The following is an 18,690-nucleotide window of genomic DNA, read 5'->3' as shown; positions in this document are numbered from 1 at the left end:
GGGAATTTTACTGCTCTCTATGGTTCCGTATTTTACCATGTTACCGGTATCATGATACCGGTAACAAATGAAGATGTGATTTTTATCACAAAGGCCATCTTCCGACCCTACTGACGATAAAAAGAAGCTGACCGCAAATCATAACAAAAAACGAAATACCCAAAGTTATTGGAGAAATACTATGCCATTAGTCATTGTCGCGGTTGGCGTTGCCATGCTGCTGTTACTGATGATCCGTTTCAAACTGAACGGATTTATCTCGTTGATACTGGTCGCGCTGGCGGTAGGTATCATGCAAGGGATGCCAGTCGATAAAGTCGTCGGCTCAATCAAAGCTGGGGTTGGCGGAACGTTAGGCAGTCTGGCGCTGATTATGGGCTTTGGTGCCATGCTCGGTAAATTACTGGCTGATTGTGGGGGCGCTCAACGAATTGCGACCACGCTGATTGATAAATTTGGCAAAAAACACATTCAGTGGGCGGTCGTGCTGACCGGTTTTACTGTCGGTTTTGCGCTGTTTTATGAAGTGGGTTTTGTGCTATTGCTGCCACTGGTATTCAGTATCGCCGCGTCCGCCCGAATCCCACTGCTGTATGTCGGTGTGCCGATGGCCGCGGCCTTGTCGGTAACCCACGGTTTTCTACCTCCTCACCCCGGCCCAACGGCTATTGCGACCATTTTCCACGCGGATATGGGTAAAACGCTGCTGTACGGGACTTTACTGGCAATTCCGACCGTTATTCTGGCCGGCCCGGTGTTTGCGCGCTTCCTAAAAGGAATTGATAAACCGGTACCAGAAGGATTGTATAACCCGAAAACCTTCACCGATGAAGAGATGCCAAGCTTTGGCGTCAGTGTCTGTACAGCGCTGGTTCCGGTGATTTTGATGGCATTGCGGGCAGTGGCAGAGATGATTTTGCCAAAAGGCCACCCAGTGCTCTCTTATGCAGAGTTCTTCGGTGATCCGGTGATAGCCACCTTAATCGCTGTATTGATAGCAATTTTCACCTTTGGCTTAAACCGTGGCCGTTCAATGGAAGCGGTGATGGATACGGTAACTGACTCCATTAAAATCATTGCGATGATGTTGTTGGTTATCGGCGGTGGCGGTGCTTTCAAACAGGTTTTAGTTGACAGTGGCGTTGATCATTATATTGCCAATATGATGAATAGCAGCGGCTTATCACCAATTCTGATGGCATGGTCAATCGCAGCCGTACTGCGTATTGCGCTAGGTTCTGCGACAGTAGCGGCCATTACGGCTGGCGGTATTGTAGCGCCGCTCATTGCCACCACCGGTGCCAGCCCTGAATTAATGGTTATTGCCGTTGGTTCCGGTAGCGTGATTTTCTCTCACGTCAACGACCCAGGCTTTTGGTTGTTCAAGGAGTACTTCAACTTGACCATTGTAGAAACCTTTAAGTCATGGTCAGTGCTGGAAACCATTATTTCGGTCTGCGGCCTGGTCGGTTGCCTGTTATTAGCCATGGTGATATAGCATCTGGCAGCAATAGTTATTTAGCTAAACCATTGTGATTTAAATACTGCCGCCGGGGAGGATGGTGAAACCGACATCAACCATCCTCGGCGCTACCGCCTCTCCGCGCAGTTTTGCCAGCAAACGCTCGGCACCAATTTGCCCCATTCTTTCACGCGGGGTAAGCACACTGGCCAGCTTGGGTACCATCGACTGGCCAATATCGTGACCATGGAAACCCGCTATTGCCATATCATAAGGGATAGATAACCCCTGACGCTGACACTCAAATACAGCACCAATTGCCAGGTCATCATTGGTACAAAAAATACTGTCAATCAGTGGATAACTGGCTTGCGCTTCACGCAACAACTCAGCACCTGCCGAATATGACGATGAACGGCTGGTCATCACGCTCATCGGCACCAAACCGGATTCACGCATCGCCTGCTCATAGCCTTGCTGCTTAATGACGGTACGCTCATCCTGACGTGCACCAAAATAGACAACATGGCGATGGCCTTTGGCGATAACTTGCTGCGTCATCTGCCTTGCCGCTTCAAAGTTATTAAAGCCCACAGCCAAATCAATACACGGTGAAATACAATCCATCAGCTCAATGACTGGAATCCCCGCGACCTCAATCATTTTCAATGTACGGGCGGTATGGTGACGTTCGGAGAGGATTAGGCCGTCAATATTATAAGAGAGTAACGAGGTTAACCGTTGCTCCTCACGCTCTTTCTGATAGCCATAGTGCGCTAGCATAGTCTGATAGCCATGCGCATCCGTCACACTCTCAATGCCGCGCAAAACCTCGGCAAAAACCTGGTTGGTCAATGACGGCAACAATACACCGATGGCATGACTGGTCGCGTTGGACAGGATATCGGGGGCGCGGTTGGGGATATAGCCCAGTTCGTCTAATGCCAGCGCGATTTTTTTCTGCAAAAGCGCAGAAACTTGTTCTGGATTACGCAAATACCGGCTGACGGTCATTTTTGTCACCCCAACCATATCGGCGACGTCTTGGAGCACTGGCCTTTTTTTCTTCATTATCAATGAACTGAGGCTGGGTAAATGGGATGCTATTCTAGCAAAGAAAAGGGTATGGCGCGATGCACATACCCTTTTTTACATATACCCGTCATACTTCAAGCTGCCTATGCGTTGGCTGCTTTCTTTCACCCGAATCACTTACCTGAGTAAGCTCATCGGGATTCACTCAATTGCCGCCTTCCTGCAACTCGAATTATTAGGGTATGAGATGGTCAAACTTAAACTGGCGGTAAATCAAACAACAAAATTTCACTGTCTTCATCAGCATGAATAGAAAGTGCAGCTTCATCCCAGATAGCGAATGCATCGCTGGCCGCAGCATGATGCCCATTGATAGAGACCTTACCACGGACTACCTGTATCCAGATGCGGCGCTCTGCTTGAATCTGATAAATGGACTGCTCCTCGCGTTTCAGTGCCCAGCGCCAGAGAGTCATGTCCTGGAATACTTTCAGCGAGCCATCGCGGGCATCCGGTGATAACACCAACTGCCGCCCTTGCGGGATATCAAACATCTGCTGTTCATAACGCGGCTCCAAACCTGTCTTATTGGGGATAATCCAAATCTGGTATAAATGCAGCGGTTGGTCGTCACGGCCATTATATTCTGAATGGCGGATACCGGTACCTGCGCTCATAATCTGGAATTCACCGGCATGGATCTGCTCTTTATTACCCATACTGTCTTTGTGCTCGACAGTACCAGACAGCACATAAGTCAGGATTTCCATATCTTTATGCGGATGGGTACCAAACCCCTGACCTGCATCGATCACATCTTCGTTAATCACTCGCAGTGCTGAAAACCCCATAAATTCTGGATCGTAATAATCAGCGAATGAGAAGGTATGCCAACTGTCCAACCAACCGTGATTAGCATGGCCACGTTCTTCTGCTTTGCGTAAATAGATCATGTTCAGTTCTCCTCAACGTTTTCTTTAGTCTAGATGTCGCGGGAGAATATGAAAGCGTAAAAAACTCACTCCTCTGTTCAAAAAATTCGACTGATTAATAAGTTGAAAGACAAATGATTTGAATTTGAAGTAATTAGCGAAAGAAAACGTTGAGAGAACTTGAGATATGACTGCCTACGAACCAATGATGCAGCGAACAAACAGTGCGAAATAGGCAAAAAAAAAGCCAGCACCCGGCTGGCTAAGTAAACACTGGAAGCAATGTGAGCAATGTCGTGCCTTCGTAATGTGAACACCTAAACACTGATGGCCTCATCTGAAAGCACGACAATGATAATCATTATCACTCTCACTTGTAAAGTGTTTTTTCTAACCACTTGCAATATTATTGACTCAGGTAAATAAAACGCTATTTTATTAGGTAATTCAAACAGTAAGAGTAAGGGTATGTTTATGGAAAATGTGCAGATACGCCATGTGGAGTTCACCGACTATCCCGCTTTGCGGCAGTTATTTTCTCATCCACAGGTTTATCGCGACACGTTACAGCTTCCCCTACCTTCTGAAGAGATGTGGGCCAAAAGAATTAAAGATTTTCCCGCCGGGATGCATAGCTTGGTGGCATGTATTGACGAGGAGATCGTTGGGCAATTGACTGTCGAAGCCAACCAACGGGCACGGCGTAAGCATGTCGCCACTTTTGGTATTGCTGTTGATGCAAATTACTGTGGACAAGGCATCGGCAGTGTATTAATGACTGCCATGATTGATTTATGTGATAACTGGTTGAATATACAACGTATTGAGCTAACAGTGTTTGTCGATAATCTGGCGGCTATCGCGCTTTACCGCAAGTTTGGCTTTGAAATTGAAGGTACCAGCCCACGCTTTGCTTTTCGCGAGGGCCAATATATCGATGCGTATCATATGGGGCGAATCAAGATATCCGCCTAATCCTCAGGGGATAGTGTATCAGCCTATCCCCTGCCATAACTGAATATGACTAAATGCTCGCGGTTTCTTTAATATAGTGGCGGGCTTTTACTGCATACTCAAATGGATTAGCGATAGCCGGATCCTGCTCTGCCTCTACTACCATCCAGCCCTGATAGCCTTTTTCATCCAGCAATTTAAATACCGGACGGAAATCAATTACCCCATCGCCCGGTACAGTGAACATGCCTTTTTTCACCCCATCGAGGAAACTGAGTTTATTCGCTTTCACATCAGCCACTATTTCATCCCGCACATCTTTTAAATGAACATGATTAATACGCGGCAGGTATTTCTCCAAAATAGCCAGCATCGCCGCCTGGCTCCCCTCAGAAACATAGGCATGACCTGTATCAAAGAGCAGATATACATCGTCGTTAACCATACTCATATAACGATCTATTTCTTCGGTAGTTTGGATCCCCGTCCCCATATGGTGGTGCAAACAGACTTGCATACCTTTGGTTGCCGCAATCTTGGCTAATTCGTTATAACCATCAGCAACTCGCTGCCATTGCACATCAGTGAAGTGTGGTTTTTCTTCAAATACTGCCTTCGTCGTCCCTTGAATGCTCTTACTTTGTTCTGAGCAACCAATCACTTTTGCGCCCATTATATGGAGGAAATTCATATGATTAATAAATTCATCAATGGTCTTGGTCCGCTGGTCATCGGCAAAGAAAGTGCTAAACCATGCATTACAAATCTGCATACCGCGCAGCTCAAGCATAGGTTTAAGTACGTTAGGATCTCGCGGGTATTTACTACCAACCTCGCAACCAGTAAATCCGGCAAGAGCCATTTCACTGATACATTGTTGGAAGGTATTTTCTTTGCCTAAGTCAGGCATATCATCATTGGTCCAGCCAATTGGCGCGATTGCTAACTTCACACGTTCTTTATTCATAATAAACCTCTGCGATACATCCAATTTATAGAGATGAATACAATTAAAATGTGATTAATTGCCCGTCTTTAATGCAGGAAAATATACCTTTGGCGCTTGAAGCTGCGGCGTTGTTCACTGCAACGTCAATAACGTTGGGCTAAGTTTTTATTTAAAATCTTAAAGAGAACTTGCAACTGAGGCCGCCGGGCGACTTTATTTCCCCAACAATTCGCGCTCAATACGTTCGCGAGTAGCCACCGCCTGATGCACCATTTTTTCTGGATAACCAAAAAGAGAAGTCGCAATAATTGACTCACCACCGACTTTAAAGGTGCGATTAGCGAAATCCATATCGCGCAGAGTTTGAAATAAGGCAGAGAAATCGACTTCCCCTTCACCAATACCAACATGTTGATGAATAACCGCATCAACACCTGGTGGATTCACAATATAACGGCAATGCTTGGTGTGATTCATGGTGTCTGCAATCAATACATGAGAAAGGTCAACACCCGCATATTTCAGCATGCTGGCAACGTCTCCTTTGCCCTTATCGTAGAAAAAGGTATGGGGCACGCTATACAGATACTTCACATTATCGCTGCGGAGTGATTTCACTAAATCTGCGGTTTCATTATTTTCTTCACAAAAATCCCACGGATGAGATTGAATCTCTACCCGAATCCCTTCCCGCTCAATAATCGGCAATAACTCTTCCATTGAGCGATACCACATCTCTTCGCAAACTTCTGGCTCATTTGGATCGCCAGAAAGTTCGGTATTAATCACAGAGACACCCATTTCAACTGCAATTTCAATCATTCTCTTCCAGTTGGTCACCGCAGCCTGCCGCCTTGCCTCGAGTGGCCCAGCCCAACGATAAACCACAATAAAGGAAGATATTTGCACCCCGGTTTCTTTTAGTACTTTCTTATATTCAGCAACAACTTCGCGGCCCGCTTTTGGGTGTTTATAAAATGGGTTTAACTGCGGATGCGGTGATTGTTCAATATAGTCATATCCCCATTCTGCCACTTGACGAACCATATTGCTGATACCAAGGCCTTTAATGACATCAACATCAAATGCAATCTTCATCGCTCCCCCGTTTCACGCAAGATACATGCAAGCTTGAGATAAACTCCATTTGCAACAAAAAACCTGACTATGCGGCAGCAGGCTAGCTAGCGCACAGGCAGCAGAGTTTGATGTTATTTATTATAAAAATCAGGTCGTGGCGGCAAACTCACAGGAACAATTTCACCGCTATTCTGTGCCGCAATACAGGCATCCGCAGTAACGGCGGCAGCAAAACCATCCCAGGCAGAAGGACCGGTGAGTTTTTCAGCTAAAACGTCATTGATAAATGCTTGTAACTCAACATCATAAGCATCAATAAAGCGGTCTTTCCAATCGGTCAGTATTTCATGCGATAGCCGTGCCTGGCTGCGCATCAGCACGGATGAGGGTTCTGGTAATTTTGCAATACCGGTATCACCTACCACTTCACATTGAATATCATAGCCATATTGACAGTTCACAAAGATTTCAACATCTATACGCGTTCCTTTCGCCGTTTCAAATAACACCACCTGCGGGTCTTTCAGATGCGCTTTAGCGTGTTTGGCTTTACGTGGGAAAACAACCTGAACGGAGACATAATCATCATCCAGCAGCCAGCGCAGTACATCAATCTCATGGATCAATGTGTCAGTAATAGCCATATTGGTGGTGTAATTTTCGCCGACTCTCGGGTTACGGTGAGCACAATGCAGCATCAAGGGTTCACCGATTTCCCCACGAGTAATCACATCTTTCAGTGCGCGATAACCCTGATCATAAGGGCGCATAAACCCAACCTGAACCAAGCGTTTACCCTTGGCGGCTTCAGCCTCTACAATTCGCTTACACCCTTCAGCTGTCACCGCCAACGGCTTTTCACAAAATACATATTTACCCGCAGCGATGGCTGCCAGAACAAACTCTTCGTGACTCGGCCCCCAAGATGTGACTAATACCGCATCCACCTCTTTTGCATTAATCACTTCATGCCCATCGGCATAGATATTCGCCTCAATACCCAGATCACGAATAACTTTAGTGGCATGCTGCTGATTGATATCCGTTACAGCAACCACACGAGCGCCCTGTAAAACTTTACTGCAACGACGAATATGATCCTGGCCGATAGCACCTGTTCCGATGACACCAATATTTAACGACATATTATTTTCCTCATGAAGTTTCGGTTTGCAGGTGATACCTGCTCGTTTTACGACTTCACATCCAGCTCAACTTGCAAGTTGCAGGTGCGTTGGCAGCCCTCATGACTCGGCACATCCCTGTACCGCCATTTTGTGTGTTGAAAGCTATTGGGTATAACGCATTGATTGCCTGCTTAATTAGCCTTAGTAATCACGGGCTTTGGCGATATTTTTTTCCAGCTCACGAACCACTGCATCGGTTCGTTCACTTTCAGAAACCTGAGCAACCCCTACCCGCCACCAACTCAGGTATTTATGCACCATGGTCTTTGGCAGCACTTTTATGTCAATCAAGGTAGAAATTGCCTGCGAATGGGCATCGGTTAATGCATCGATCAGCTGTTGCTCGGTAGAAACACGATATGTTTTACAGCCATAGGCGGCAGCCAGCATGGCAAAATCAACCGGAACAAGACCGCCATCTAATTGGCCTGTGTCCTCATTACGAAAGCGGAATTCTGTGGCATAGCTGTCCATGCCATGTTCCATTTGCAGGTTGTTGATGCAGCCATTCGTCATGTTATCGAACAGCACAACGTTAATTTTTTTACGCTCTTGAATAGAGGTAACCAGTTCGGAATGCAGCATCATAAATGCGCCGTCCCCAACCAATGAGTAGACCTCCCTGTCTGGTTCAGCTAACTTCACACCCAGTGCGGCACCCACCTCATAACCCATGCACGAATAACCGTATTCGACGTGATAGTCGTTACTCCCTTTGGTACGCCACACCCGCTGTAAATCGCCGGGCAAACTACCCGCAGCCGCAACAATGATGGCATCAGGAGGTAATGTGTTATTCAGTACTCCCAGCACTTGGCTTTGCGTCAAGAAAGAGCCGGTTTTATTGATAAATTCAGCAAAAACCTGTTCACGGTCCAAATGGTCATTAATTTCAGGAACGAAATCGTCGGCGCGGTATTGCACTTGATAAACCCGCCGCGTTTCAGCTAATTGTTCCGCGCGCATGCGAGCAATTTCATCCCCCCATCCGGCTTGATAACCGGTAGTGTCAAGCTGTTGATGCAATGCTGATAATGCCTCACGCGCATCAGCCAACAATTGCAAACCATCCAATTTGCCGGCATCAAAGGCACTGACATTAATATTCAGGAATGAAACGTCTGGATTCTGGAATAACCATTTAGAGGACGTGGTGAAATCGCTATAGCGAGTGCCAACGCCGATCACCAGATCCGCCTGTTTTGCTAATGTGTTAGCAGCCAGGCAGCCGGTTTCACCAATACCACCAAGATTTAATTCATGTTCTGAGCTGATAGTGCCTTTACCGGCTTGCGTTTCTACCCACGGCAAACCAAAACATTCAGCAAATCGTTGCAATGCCTGGCCGGCTTGTGAATATTTCACCCCTCCCCCACATACCAAAATGGGCTTACGTTTGGCGGTCAGTAACGCAATGGCATCAGCCAGCATAGCGGCACTGGCAGGGCGTCTGTCAAGGCGATGAACTCGCTTGTGGAAGAAATAGTCAGGATAGTCATAGGCTTCAGCCTGCACATCTTGTGGCAAGCTCAGTGTCACAGCCCCCGTTTCTGCCGGATCAGTCAGAACCCGCATCGCATTAATACAGGCGCTCATCAGTTGCTCTGGCCGCGTAATGCGATCCCAGTATTTACTAACCGGTTTGAATGCATCATTAGTGCTGATGCTAAGGTCATGAGATTGTTCTATTTGTTGTAACACTGGGTCCGGTTGGCGGGATGCAAATACGTCGCCTGGGAGCAATAGTAGAGGAATACGATTGGCCGTTGCCGTTGCAGCGGCGGTAATCATATTAGCGCTGCCCGGCCCGACGGATGAGGTGCAGGCATAAATTTGCTGGCGCAGTTTTTGTTTGGCAAAACCGGTAGCGGCATGGGCCATCCCTTGCTCATTCCGCCCCTGATGAACCACTAAATCGCCACAGTTTTGTTCCAACGCCTGCCCCATTCCCAGCACATTACCGTGGCCAAAAATAGCAAAAATCCCTTTGATAAATTTGATTTCCTGACCATCAACTTGCAGGTATTGGTTGTCCAAAAACCGGACTAATGCCTGTGCAGTGGTTAGCCGAATCTTATTCATTTACCCATCCTTTGCTCTGTTGCGCTACATCATGGTGACCAAGTGACGTTCAGCCCCTGAAGATACATATGCCGGAGAGAAGCAGCAGACTTGTTAGCTTTCGCCTGGCTGACGACAGTAAGGGGAAACATAGCAGGGATTATAAACAAATATTTTTTTCATAAAATCAAATTACAGAAGAAACATTTCATTCTGCGATGAAGATCAAATATTCTCAGAAACACTGAAATAACGCGTCCCCCTCTTACCATGCAATCGACCGTTCATTTCCAATCGTCAATAAAAACGCATAATTAATTGATATTAATATACTATTTTGATTTTAACTCTTCTTTATTACACCTCGAAAACCCTGCCAATAACCGGCCTAAGCTTTTGGTGTAAGTCCCATTTTCAGACCTGATATGAGGCTTTTATCTTCGTCACACAACTGGGTAATAAATTTCATTTAATCTTGAACTTGAAATTTTTATTCCTCATACTGGTTTTAGAAATGTCATTACAGGTTTATTTTATCGGTCACTGTCGGGGCTTGGTTTAATACAGAAGGAAATGGGGATGGGTACACAACACAAAGTACTGGATGTCATATGTATCGGTCGTATTGCCGTCGATTTTTATGGGCAGCAGATTGGTGCCCGGCTGGAAGATACCAGTACATTTGCCAAATATTTAGGCGGGTCATCAGGTAATGTTGCTTATGGCACGGCAATTCAGGGCTTGAAGTCAGGCATGCTGGCACGTGTTGGCGATGAACATATGGGCCGTTTCCTACGCGAGGAATTACAGCGTGTTGGGTCTGATACCCGTTTTCTTATTACTGATAAACAACGGCTGACAGGTCTGGTTATTCTGGGTATTAAAGATCAAGAGACTTTTCCACTGATCTTTTACCGTGAAAACTGCGCTGATATGGCCCTGACGCCAGATGATATTGACGAGACATATATTGCTTCATCACGCGCGCTGGCAATCACGGGTACACATCTTTCGCATCCGAATACCCGAGCAGCAGTGCTAAAAGCATTGGAATATGCCCATAAGTATGGGTTGCGCACAGCGCTCGATATTGATTATCGTCCGGTATTATGGGGCCTGACCTCACTTGGAGACGGTGAAACGCGTTTCATAGAGTCGCAAAAAGTAACGCAGGAATTGCAGGAAGTACTGCATCATTTCAATTTAATCGTTGGTACAGAAGAAGAATTTCACATTGCGGGGGGGAGCACAGATACGCTGACAGCCCTGCAAAATGTGCGTAAAACCACGCCAGCGACACTGGTTTGCAAGCGCGGAGCACAAGGTTGCTCTGTTTTTGAAGGGGATATTCCCACCCGTTGGGAGTCAATCAAACTGCATTCTGGTGTGCGCGTCGAGGTTCTCAACGTATTAGGGGCTGGCGATGCCTTCATGTCTGGCCTGCTGCGCGGTTATCTGAATGATGAAGGCTGGGAGCAAGCCTGCCGCTACGCCAATGCCTGTGGGGCGCTAGTTGTTTCACGTCATGGTTGTGCTCCAGCGATGCCGACAAAAATTGAACTGGATGATTATCTTAGCCGCGAATATTCCGTGTCACGCCCTGACAAGGATAGCCGCCTTAATCATTTACATCGGGTGACTACCCGTAAGCAACAGTGGCCTGAACTTTGTGTTTTTGCCTTTGACCACCGCAAACAATTGGCTGATATGGCCCGTGAAGCCGGTGTTGGTGAAGAGCGCATCCCAAAACTTAAGACATTGTTGCTACAAGCAGCGCAACAAGCCGCTTTGGAGTCTGGATTGGAGCATAAAAGTGGCATTCTGGCTGATACGACATATGGTCAGGAGGCGCTCAATATCATTACCGGCCAGGGATGGTGGATAGGCCGCCCCATAGAATTACCCAGTTCCAGGCCATTACGGCTTGAACACGGTAATATTGGTTCCCAGCTAATAGATTGGCCACTGGAACATGTTGTTAAGTGTCTGGTTTTTTATCATCCCCAAGACCGTGCAGAACTGCGCCAGCAGCAGGATGAGCTGATTGTGGATGTATATCGTGGATGCTGTAAATCAGGACATGAATTGCTACTGGAAGTGATTTTACCTGAAGATAATAAGGATAAGGATGAGCGCTATTATATTGAAACTATGGCTCATTTCTATCAACTAGGCATTCAGCCAGATTGGTGGAAGCTGCCGCCGCTAACGGCAGAAAACTGGCAACTGGTTGGCAAACTGATTGAAACTGAAGATCCCTATTGCCGAGGTGTATTAATTCTTGGGCTGGACTCGACAGAGGCCGTATTAAAAGCAGGGTTTGCCGCTGCTGCACACGCCCCGTGGGTTAAAGGTTTTGCTGTCGGCCGGACCATTTTTGGCCTGGCATCGCGCCACTGGTTACAAGGTGAATTGAATGATGCCGAGTTAATGACACAAGTGAAACAAAATTACCAAACCCTGATCGGTTATTGGCGTGACTATCGCCCTGCGATTTGAATTAAAAACGACTCTATCGGCGCTGAAGTGATACTGCCTCAGCGCCACTATTATGCCGCTATCTACGCTGTTTATTCCCCATAAAGCCAAAAAAATCCTGATTTCCATCAAAGTTAATAAAGGAATATCTTTAGATTTCATTCATTTCTATTAATATAGTTTGGTGAATTTATTTAAGTTGCGATGAAATAAAAGCAAATACTGACATCAATAAATGAAATTTTCCAACCACCTGTTAGAATACTGTCAGATAGACTCAAAGAACTTGGGGTTGCAGCCAGCCAAAGCGAACACATCTCGACGAGCTGACACATGTCAGTCATTCGGGTGAATAACCTAAGCTAACAACCTTGCAGCTTTAAGTACGAAGGGAATAACCCCTGAAATTTCCTCTGCCGTGGGCCGAATGGATGAATAACCCTACTCAACTTTCATTGTTACAAGACCAAATTCGTCATCGCTATGAGACGTTAAGCAAACGCTTAAAACAAGTTGCCCGTTATATATTGGATAACAGTAATAGCATTGCATTTGATACGGTTGCTTCTATTGCGGCTCAAGCCGACGTACCACCTTCAACATTGATCCGATTTGCTAATGCCTTTAATTTCAGCGGCTTCAACGAAATGAAACAGGTATTCCGCCAGCATTTGATGGAAGAAACCGTTAACTATACTGAGCGAGCACGGTTATTCCGCCAAATATCGACAGATGGCAGTACGGCACCAGAAAGTCCGGCAGAAATACTGAATGTATTTACCATGGTAAATGCACAAGCGCTGCAACAACTGGCCGTACAAACCAGCGCAGAACAGTTGGAGAGAGCAGTTAACTTGTTGAAAAATGCTGAAAATATCTATGTGATTGGTCTACGTCGCTCTTTTAGTGTTGCTTCTTATCTCACCTATGCGTTACGCCATCTGGAACGTCGTGCTTTTCTGATCGATGGGCTAGGGGGAATGTTCTCTGAACAACTGAGCATGGTGAAACCCAAAGACGTAGTGATCGCCATTAGTTATTCACCTTATGCGCAAGAGGCGTTAGAACTGGTGGAATTAGGGGCGAAGAGTGGTGCACAGCAGATTGCGATTACAGATAGCCAGGTCAGCCCATTAGCGGCTTTTAGCGATGTGTGTTTTGTCGTGCGAGAAGCTCAAGTTGACGGTTTCCGTTCGCAAGTAGCCTCTATGTGTCTAGCACAAACATTGGCAGTTTCACTGGCACTGAATAACGCGAAAGAGTAAACACTCCAATAGGAGACTCTGTTTGTTTTTCGTCATTTCTGCTCACACCTAGAATGGGTAGGATTCCTCCTACCCCATTATTATATGCTTTAGCCAGAGTAAGTTAGCTGTTATTAACCGGATAGTTATCGCTGTTGATCCATGCGTGGTCTTTCTCCCAGGTAAATTTCCATAACCGTACCGGCCCTGCCATCACATTCAAATAATAGCTGTCGTAGCCTGCTAACGTTGCCACCGGGTGATAACCTTTGGGGACTTTCACCACATCACGGTTATAAACAGGCATACACTCATCCAGTGAACGGTCGTCAGTATAAACACGCTGCATACAGAAACCCTGTTCAGGGTTCAACCGGTGATAATAGGTTTCTTCAAGATAAGTTTCGTCGGTAGAATTTTCCTGATCGTGTTTATGACTTGGATATGAGCTGGTGTTCCCTTCGTCTGTGTAGACCTCTACCACCAACAAACTGTCCGCAGGCTCACTGTCAGGCAGAATATTATGCACTAACCGCTGGTTGCGCCCCTTACCGCGCCGTTCGACCCCGACATCAGCCGGCGTAATCAGGCGGGAAGGCAAATGCCCCTGTGCAGGGGCACGGCATACCGCCAATTCCAAGTCAGTTTCTGCCACCACTTTCACATGATCATGATGTGGGACATAAACAGAATAAGGCGGTGTTCGTTCGAACGGACTCATACGTTTACCAATATGTGGGTATTCAGCGTGCAGAGTTGAAACTGAAGCAACACCAGCAACCAATACCAGACAGAGTTCATTGTCACCACTGTCCAGAACTAATGCTTTACCCGCAGTAAGACGATAGACATCAAATCCAACAAAACGCCAACCCGCATTTTGCGGTGAAATGTGTTGAATACGTCCATCCGCATCCGGTAACTGACATTTGGCAAGCAGTGAAGACATAATAGCTCTCCTGTTAACACTGAAATTAACCCAAGGCACACCCACTGATAGCATTAGCCAAGTGTTGGCATACTGTACTCTGAAACCGTTTGCTGGCCGGTAGGCCAACGGGCAGTGGTTGTTTTCATCCGGGTGTAAAAACGCACGCCATCGGTACCGTGAACATTTAACGCACCGAATACCGAGCGCTTCCAGCCACCAAAGCTATGGAATGCCATTGGGACAGGTACTGGAACATTGACGCCAACCATTCCGGCCTGAACTTCATGCACAAATAGCCGCGCATAATGGCCGCTACTGGTAAAAATAGCGCTGCCGTTACCAAACTCATGACTATTAACTGTATCAATCGCTGTTTGGTAATCAGGGACTCTGACAATACCCAGTACCGGCCCAAAAATCTCTTCCCGATAGATTTTCATCTCTGGCGTGACATGGTCAAACAGAGTGCCGCCTACATAATACCCCTGCTCATAACCTGCAACTTTATAATTGCGGCCATCGGTGACTAACGTTGCGCCCTCTTTCACACCTTGATCGATATAACCGAGCACTTTTTTCTGATGGGTGGCTGAGATTAGCGGCCCCATCTCATTTTCTTCACCACCTTGCTGCAAGCCAGGGCCGACTCGCAAGTGAGTGATGAGTGGTTTTAACTTCTCAATTAATTTGTCCGCGGTGTCATCACCCACGACAACCGCAATCGGCAAAGCCATACAACGTTCACCCGCCGAACCAAATGCACCACCCATCAATGCATTTACTGTGGCATCCAAATCAGCATCAGGCATGATAATTGCCTGATTTTTAGCAGCACCAAATGCTTGTACGCGCTTACCGTGTGCACTGGCAGTAGTATAAATATGTTCAGCTACGGTAGAAGATCCAACAAAACTGACGGCCTGAATTCGTGGGTCAGTGCAGAGTTGGGCTGCACTCTCATTTGAACAGTGAATAACATTGAATACACCATCCGGTAACCCAGCTTCAGTCAACAATTCCGCCAGACGAACAGAGGCTGACGGGTCTAATGCCGGTGGTTTCAGGATAAAGGTATTGCCGCAAGTTAAGGCGACGGGGAACATCCACATCGGGACCATAGCAGGAAAGTTAAACGGTGTTATACCTGCGACCACACCTAACGGCTGCATCATGGAAAAACAATCCACCCCCGTACCAACATCTGCGGAATATTCACCTTTCAAGAGATGTGGAATGCCACAGGCAAACTCGACGACTTCCAGCCCACGGGTGATCTCACCCAACGCATCGGAATAAACCTTGCCGTGCTCACGGACAATCAACTCAGCCAACTCATCACGATGTTGCTCAATCAGTGCTTTAAAGTTAAACATAATACGGGCGCGACGCAGTGGGGTAGTCCGTGACCAATCGGCAAATGCTTGATGAGCCACGCCGATAGCCTGATTAACTTCCTCGGCAGTACTTTGCGTAACCTGGCTTTCGACTTTACCGGTGGCTGGATTATGAATCTCGGCAGTCTGATTGCTGGAACTCAGGGAATTCTTCCCGCCAATAAAGTTACTCACGATTTTCATGTCTAACCCTCTTCTCAATAGCTGCTACCGTAAGGTTCGCTCAAAGTGGCTTTAACCTGACACTCATTCCTAACGGACCATACGCTCAATCAGTAAAGGCTATCTTGTGGTGGGACCAAAATAGCCAGCAAGGCGACCTGCCACCAGAGAGGCGAAAAACCAGCCGACATGCAGACTCTATTCCATTGAAAAAAAAGTTTCAAATAACTTCTTTTAGAAATTTTGTTTTGTGCGATGTATCGCAAGTTCCTGCAAGGCTTTAACACCACCATCAAAAAAGCCAGATAGCCCACGCAACGTGCAAAAAAGGCTAAAAATCTCGTTCTTTTGCGATAAATAAATTGTTAAGGTTAAAAAAACAACGGCAATAGCTCGATTTCATTGGTTCTTAATGAAAGCTGAATCGCTTTTTTAGCTTAATTTTTGAACTACATCTAAAAGTTAATGTTTCGTTATTTAATTAAAATGAAATAAATGTTCTTATTTTGAGCTATGTATAGCATTTATCACAGCAGGAGCAGAGCACCATGTCCATCGCGCAAGATCGTTTCTGTATTAATCGCAAAATCGCCCCGAATCTCAGTATTGAGAATTTTTTCCGTCTGGTTAAGAGATGTGGCTTAAATAAGGTTGAGCTACGCAATGATATGCCCGGTGGAAAAGTGACTGACGAGCTAAGCACAGCCCAACTCAATGCACTGGCTGATGAACATCAAATTGAGATTGTTACTATCAATGCATTGCAATATTTCAATCTGCCAGAGCAGCGAGGCGAGCTACTACAAGAAGCGGAAAACATGCTCAAGTTGGCACGGGATATCAACTGTCACGGAGTCATTCTGTGCCCGAACTGTAGTGCCAGTGACAAACGTTCAGCCGAGCAAAAAGAGCATGACACCCTGGATGCACTGCGGCTACTTGCCCCCCTGTTTAAGAAATATCAAGTCACTGGATTAGTTGAGCCTTTAGGCTTTGGAATCAGTTCATTGCGTTCTCATCTGGTAACACAATCACTGATCCGCACATCGGCTGCCCCCTACCAAATGGTGTTGGATACTTTCCATTACTACCTGAGTGATATCGTTCAGGCCGAGTTTGATGCACATATTGACGTTAATATAATTGGCTTAGTACACCTTTCCGGCGTCGAAGAGAACAGGTTGAAATCCACACTGACTGATGAAGACCGCATTATGCTCAGCGAGCAAGATAAGTTGAACAGTAAGCAACAAGTCGCAAATCTTGAACGTCTGGGTTATCAGGGAATTTATGCTTTTGAACCGTTTTCGTCACAACTAAATATTTGGTCTGAAGCTGATATAGAAAGAGAAATTCGCCAGAGCATGGCTTATTTACAAAGCTAATCAGCCCTACTGATACTGGGGCTGATAACTGACTATTGGGCTTAACACTTTAAAACGGAACTCAAGACATCGGCTCGGGGTGCCTGTTTTCTTAGACATCCCGACATGCTAACTGTATTGGCAAAATTACTATCCTCTCTGCTCATTATGAGCAGAATCACGGCTACCTGGCGCTACGATTGCTCCAGCGTACGACCAGGCTAGCTGCACCCGCGAGGGTAATCAGACTAACTACAGCAGTCCATCCCATTTTTTTCAGCATCAGGCTGCCTAAAGCTGAACCAACCGCCATCCCAACAAACACACCGGTAAATAACAAGGCATTGAGCCGGCTACGAGCTGCAGGTTCCAGGCTGTAAATAATGGTTTGGTGTGCTACCAGTGTCGCCTGAACGCCGAAATCAAAACCAATCGCGCTGATGACCATAAGCCCAATCTGGTATTGAAGTGGCAATAGCGGCAGAAGAAATAACGCTGCAAATGAGAGGGTTGCCACACTTGCACCAATCAAAGTAACCCTATGTGGTCCACGGCGATCCGCCAATGCTCCAGCAAGAGGGGCCGCCAAAGCACCTGCGGCACCGGCAACAGCACTACCAAGATGATAAGTATCTTGTAACATCACTGCTAGTGTTGACCAAAAAGCACTGAATCCGACCGATAACAACCCTTGTGATAGCGCCGCACGGCGCAAGGTTTTAAACTGAAGCCACAAGTGAATCATCGACATAAGTAGTGCTGGATAACTCAGTGTTGAAGCGGCGGGAACCCGAGGTAAACCGCGCCATATCACCAGCGTTATAAAAATAACTGACAGCGCCGCACCGATATACAGCACCCGCCAACTAAAATATTCGGCGACAAAACCACTCAGCACCCGCGACAGTAGAATCCCCAGCAATAAGCCCGTCATTACAGTTCCGACGGTCTTGCCCCGTTGTGCTGCTGAAGCCAACGTCGCTGATGCAGGAACAATGTCCTGTGCCATGGTTGCGGCAATCCCGACCACAAAGCTGGTGACTAACAACCCATTGATACCAGAGATAAAACCACTGCACAGCAACGCTGCGGTAAGCAAAAGACCTTTCAATAAAATAACAATCCGACGATCGTGGCGATCACCTAGCGGGGCGAGCAACAAGATACCTAAAGCATAACCAATCTGTGTCAGTGTCGGCACCATACCAACCGTACCTACACTGGCATGCAGGTCGGTACCCATAACCCCCAATAATGGCTGACTATAATAAATTGAGGCAACGCTAAGCCCAGCGCCGGTTGCCAACATAAGAACTGTCCGGCCGGAAAGGGTTTTCTCAGGACTATCTAAAGTACTTGGTATGGTTTGAATGGCTGACATGGCGGCTACCTATAATGATATTGAGTCAGTATTCTTGCCTGAGTAGACATGTGTTGGTAGTCGCCTAAAGAGTAAA

14 protein-coding genes are annotated in these 18,690 nt (G+C 46.6%); 5 read left to right on the top strand and 9 right to left on the bottom strand.

Annotated elements, in window-relative coordinates; all coding sequences use genetic code 11:
- The first annotated feature begins 181 nt into the window (after nucleotides 1-181).
- Nucleotides 182-1,498, top strand: coding sequence for a gluconate transporter (gene gntT / locus ACWJJO_RS00770; protein ID WP_083161279.1), 1,317 nt, complete (start codon nucleotides 182-184; stop codon nucleotides 1,496-1,498).
- 39 nt (nucleotides 1,499-1,537) lie between these two features.
- Here gntT and gntR read toward each other — a convergent pair whose 3' ends face one another.
- Entirely contained in the window at nucleotides 1,538-2,533 is a 996-nt protein-coding gene (gntR, locus tag ACWJJO_RS00765; RefSeq protein WP_372560295.1) for a gluconate operon transcriptional repressor GntR, read from the bottom strand.
- 221 nt (nucleotides 2,534-2,754) lie between these two features.
- On the bottom strand, nucleotides 2,755-3,450 hold the full coding sequence (locus ACWJJO_RS00760) for a pirin family protein (protein WP_372568482.1): 696 nt from the start codon (nucleotides 3,448-3,450) through the stop codon (nucleotides 2,755-2,757).
- Between the two features lie 453 nt (nucleotides 3,451-3,903).
- Between ACWJJO_RS00760 and ACWJJO_RS00755 the strand changes: the two genes are divergently transcribed.
- Complete coding sequence (locus tag ACWJJO_RS00755; protein ID WP_083161285.1) at nucleotides 3,904-4,404, top strand: GNAT family N-acetyltransferase; 501 nt, start codon at nucleotides 3,904-3,906, stop codon at nucleotides 4,402-4,404.
- 49 nt (nucleotides 4,405-4,453) lie between these two features.
- On the opposite strand, the gene iolE is transcribed toward ACWJJO_RS00755, so the two are convergent.
- The 4 genes from iolE to iolD all read right to left on the bottom strand — a co-directional run bounded on the left by iolE (nucleotide 4,454) and on the right by iolD (nucleotide 9,681).
- Nucleotides 4,454-5,350, bottom strand: coding sequence for a myo-inosose-2 dehydratase (iolE, locus tag ACWJJO_RS00750; RefSeq protein ID WP_083161287.1), 897 nt, complete (start codon nucleotides 5,348-5,350; stop codon nucleotides 4,454-4,456).
- A 195-nt stretch (nucleotides 5,351-5,545) separates the two neighbouring features.
- Nucleotides 5,546-6,430, bottom strand: coding sequence for a sugar phosphate isomerase/epimerase family protein (locus tag ACWJJO_RS00745; RefSeq protein WP_083161289.1), 885 nt, complete (start codon nucleotides 6,428-6,430; stop codon nucleotides 5,546-5,548).
- A gap of 113 nt (nucleotides 6,431-6,543) precedes the next feature.
- Nucleotides 6,544-7,557 (bottom strand): bifunctional inositol 2-dehydrogenase/D-chiro-inositol 1-dehydrogenase, encoded by a 1,014-nt coding sequence (gene iolG / locus ACWJJO_RS00740; protein WP_083161291.1) that lies wholly within the window; start codon nucleotides 7,555-7,557, stop codon nucleotides 6,544-6,546.
- A gap of 183 nt (nucleotides 7,558-7,740) precedes the next feature.
- Nucleotides 7,741-9,681, bottom strand: coding sequence for a 3D-(3,5/4)-trihydroxycyclohexane-1,2-dione acylhydrolase (decyclizing) (gene iolD, locus ACWJJO_RS00735; protein ID WP_481090527.1), 1,941 nt, complete (start codon nucleotides 9,679-9,681; stop codon nucleotides 7,741-7,743).
- A 558-nt stretch (nucleotides 9,682-10,239) separates the two neighbouring features.
- Here iolD and ACWJJO_RS00730 point away from each other — a divergent pair.
- Together ACWJJO_RS00730 and ACWJJO_RS00725 are read left to right on the top strand one after the other, a co-directional pair.
- Nucleotides 10,240-12,159 (top strand): bifunctional 5-dehydro-2-deoxygluconokinase/5-dehydro-2-deoxyphosphogluconate aldolase, encoded by a 1,920-nt coding sequence (locus tag ACWJJO_RS00730; protein WP_083161295.1) that lies wholly within the window; start codon nucleotides 10,240-10,242, stop codon nucleotides 12,157-12,159.
- Between the two features lie 410 nt (nucleotides 12,160-12,569).
- Nucleotides 12,570-13,403 (top strand): MurR/RpiR family transcriptional regulator, encoded by an 834-nt coding sequence (locus tag ACWJJO_RS00725; protein WP_083161297.1) that lies wholly within the window; start codon nucleotides 12,570-12,572, stop codon nucleotides 13,401-13,403.
- A gap of 103 nt (nucleotides 13,404-13,506) precedes the next feature.
- Here the strand turns inward: ACWJJO_RS00725 and iolB are convergent, their stop codons facing one another.
- Together iolB and ACWJJO_RS00715 are read right to left on the bottom strand one after the other, a co-directional pair.
- Nucleotides 13,507-14,331, bottom strand: coding sequence for a 5-deoxy-glucuronate isomerase (iolB, locus tag ACWJJO_RS00720; RefSeq protein ID WP_442847459.1), 825 nt, complete (start codon nucleotides 14,329-14,331; stop codon nucleotides 13,507-13,509).
- A 53-nt stretch (nucleotides 14,332-14,384) separates the two neighbouring features.
- Nucleotides 14,385-15,890 carry a CoA-acylating methylmalonate-semialdehyde dehydrogenase gene (locus ACWJJO_RS00715; protein ID WP_372560287.1) on the bottom strand — a complete coding sequence of 502 codons (1,506 nt, stop codon included), beginning with the start codon at nucleotides 15,888-15,890 and terminating at the stop codon, nucleotides 14,385-14,387.
- Nucleotides 15,891-16,417: 527 nt separating this feature from the next.
- Between ACWJJO_RS00715 and ACWJJO_RS00710 the strand changes: the two genes are divergently transcribed.
- Complete coding sequence (locus ACWJJO_RS00710; RefSeq protein WP_481090526.1) at nucleotides 16,418-17,254, top strand: TIM barrel protein; 837 nt, start codon at nucleotides 16,418-16,420, stop codon at nucleotides 17,252-17,254.
- Between the two features lie 163 nt (nucleotides 17,255-17,417).
- Here ACWJJO_RS00710 and ACWJJO_RS00705 read toward each other — a convergent pair whose 3' ends face one another.
- Nucleotides 17,418-18,614 (bottom strand): MFS transporter, encoded by a 1,197-nt coding sequence (locus ACWJJO_RS00705; RefSeq protein WP_481090525.1) that lies wholly within the window; start codon nucleotides 18,612-18,614, stop codon nucleotides 17,418-17,420.
- Nucleotides 18,615-18,690 lie beyond the last annotated feature (76 nt).

The sequence above is a fragment of the Yersinia antarctica genome, assembly GCF_056636475.1.
This window is presented reverse-complemented; position numbering and strand designations above follow the sequence as displayed.